At 72.5% G+C, this 884-nt stretch carries 1 protein-coding gene; it reads left to right on the top strand.

The genetic code is table 11. From position 1 onward, the window contains the following. Positions 1 to 203: 203 nt before the first annotated feature. The coding region (locus tag VR45_RS44950) for a DUF742 domain-containing protein (protein ID WP_107084394.1) at positions 204 to 884 on the top strand (681 nt) is incomplete at its 3' end.

Raw genomic sequence — 884 nt, 5'->3', positions numbered from 1 at the left:
CCCGCACTCCGCGCAGAACTCCAGGGCAGTCTCCTGCACTGACGGTTCGTCGGATACCGTCCAGGTATTCGAAGCACCTCCACGTCCGTCCCGGGCCCGCTTCGGCGGGCTCGGGTTCGGACGTTGTACGGCCTTCGCACCACTGGCTCAGGACTCGTTCCCGAGCTCGCACCGCACCGCCGCACCTTGTGAGGAGAGGAACCGTGACACCGCCCGACGACCGCAGCGGCCAGTACGGCGTTCCGTACCCTGGCACGGGCCACGACGCCTTCGGAACACCCGGCGTCGTCGGCCACGGTCAGCAGTACGGCCAGCCGCTCCCCGGCCAGCAGCAGCAGAGCCAGCAGGGCCCGCAGCACGGCCGGCCCTACGGACAGCCGGCGTACGGCCAGCCGTACCCGCCGGGGCAGTACGACCAGTACACCCAGCCCCAGCCCTCGTACGACGCTCCTCCGGCCGGCTATCCGGGCGGGGCGGGCGGACAGCAGTCCGGACACCTCCGCGGTCGCGGACCGGCTGCCGGGCAGTCGGCCGGGCAGCAGCCCGGCGGACCGTCCCGGTCCGGGTACGACGACTACGAGGACGAGCCGGACAGCGGCCCGCTGATCCGCCCGTTCGCGATGACCGGCGGACGGACCCGGCCCCGGTACGAGCTCGCCCTGGAGGCGCTCGTCTCCGCCGACGTGGATCCGCAGCGACTTGCCACCCTGCTGCCGGAGCACCAGCGGATCTGCACCCTGTGCACCGAGGTGAAGTCCGTGGCCGAGGTCTCGGCGCTGCTCTCCCTTCCCCTGGGAGTGGCCCGGATCCTCGTGGCCGACCTGGCCGAGGCCGGCCTGGTCGCCATCCACCAGCCCGCTTCCGGCGGCGAAACCGGAAACCAG

The organism is Streptomyces sp. NRRL S-495 (assembly GCF_000966955.1).
Lineage (GTDB): Bacteria > Actinomycetota > Actinomycetes > Streptomycetales > Streptomycetaceae > Kitasatospora > Kitasatospora purpeofusca.
The sequence above is the reverse complement of the archived record's forward strand: the minus strand, read 5'-3'. Positions and strand labels throughout refer to the sequence as shown.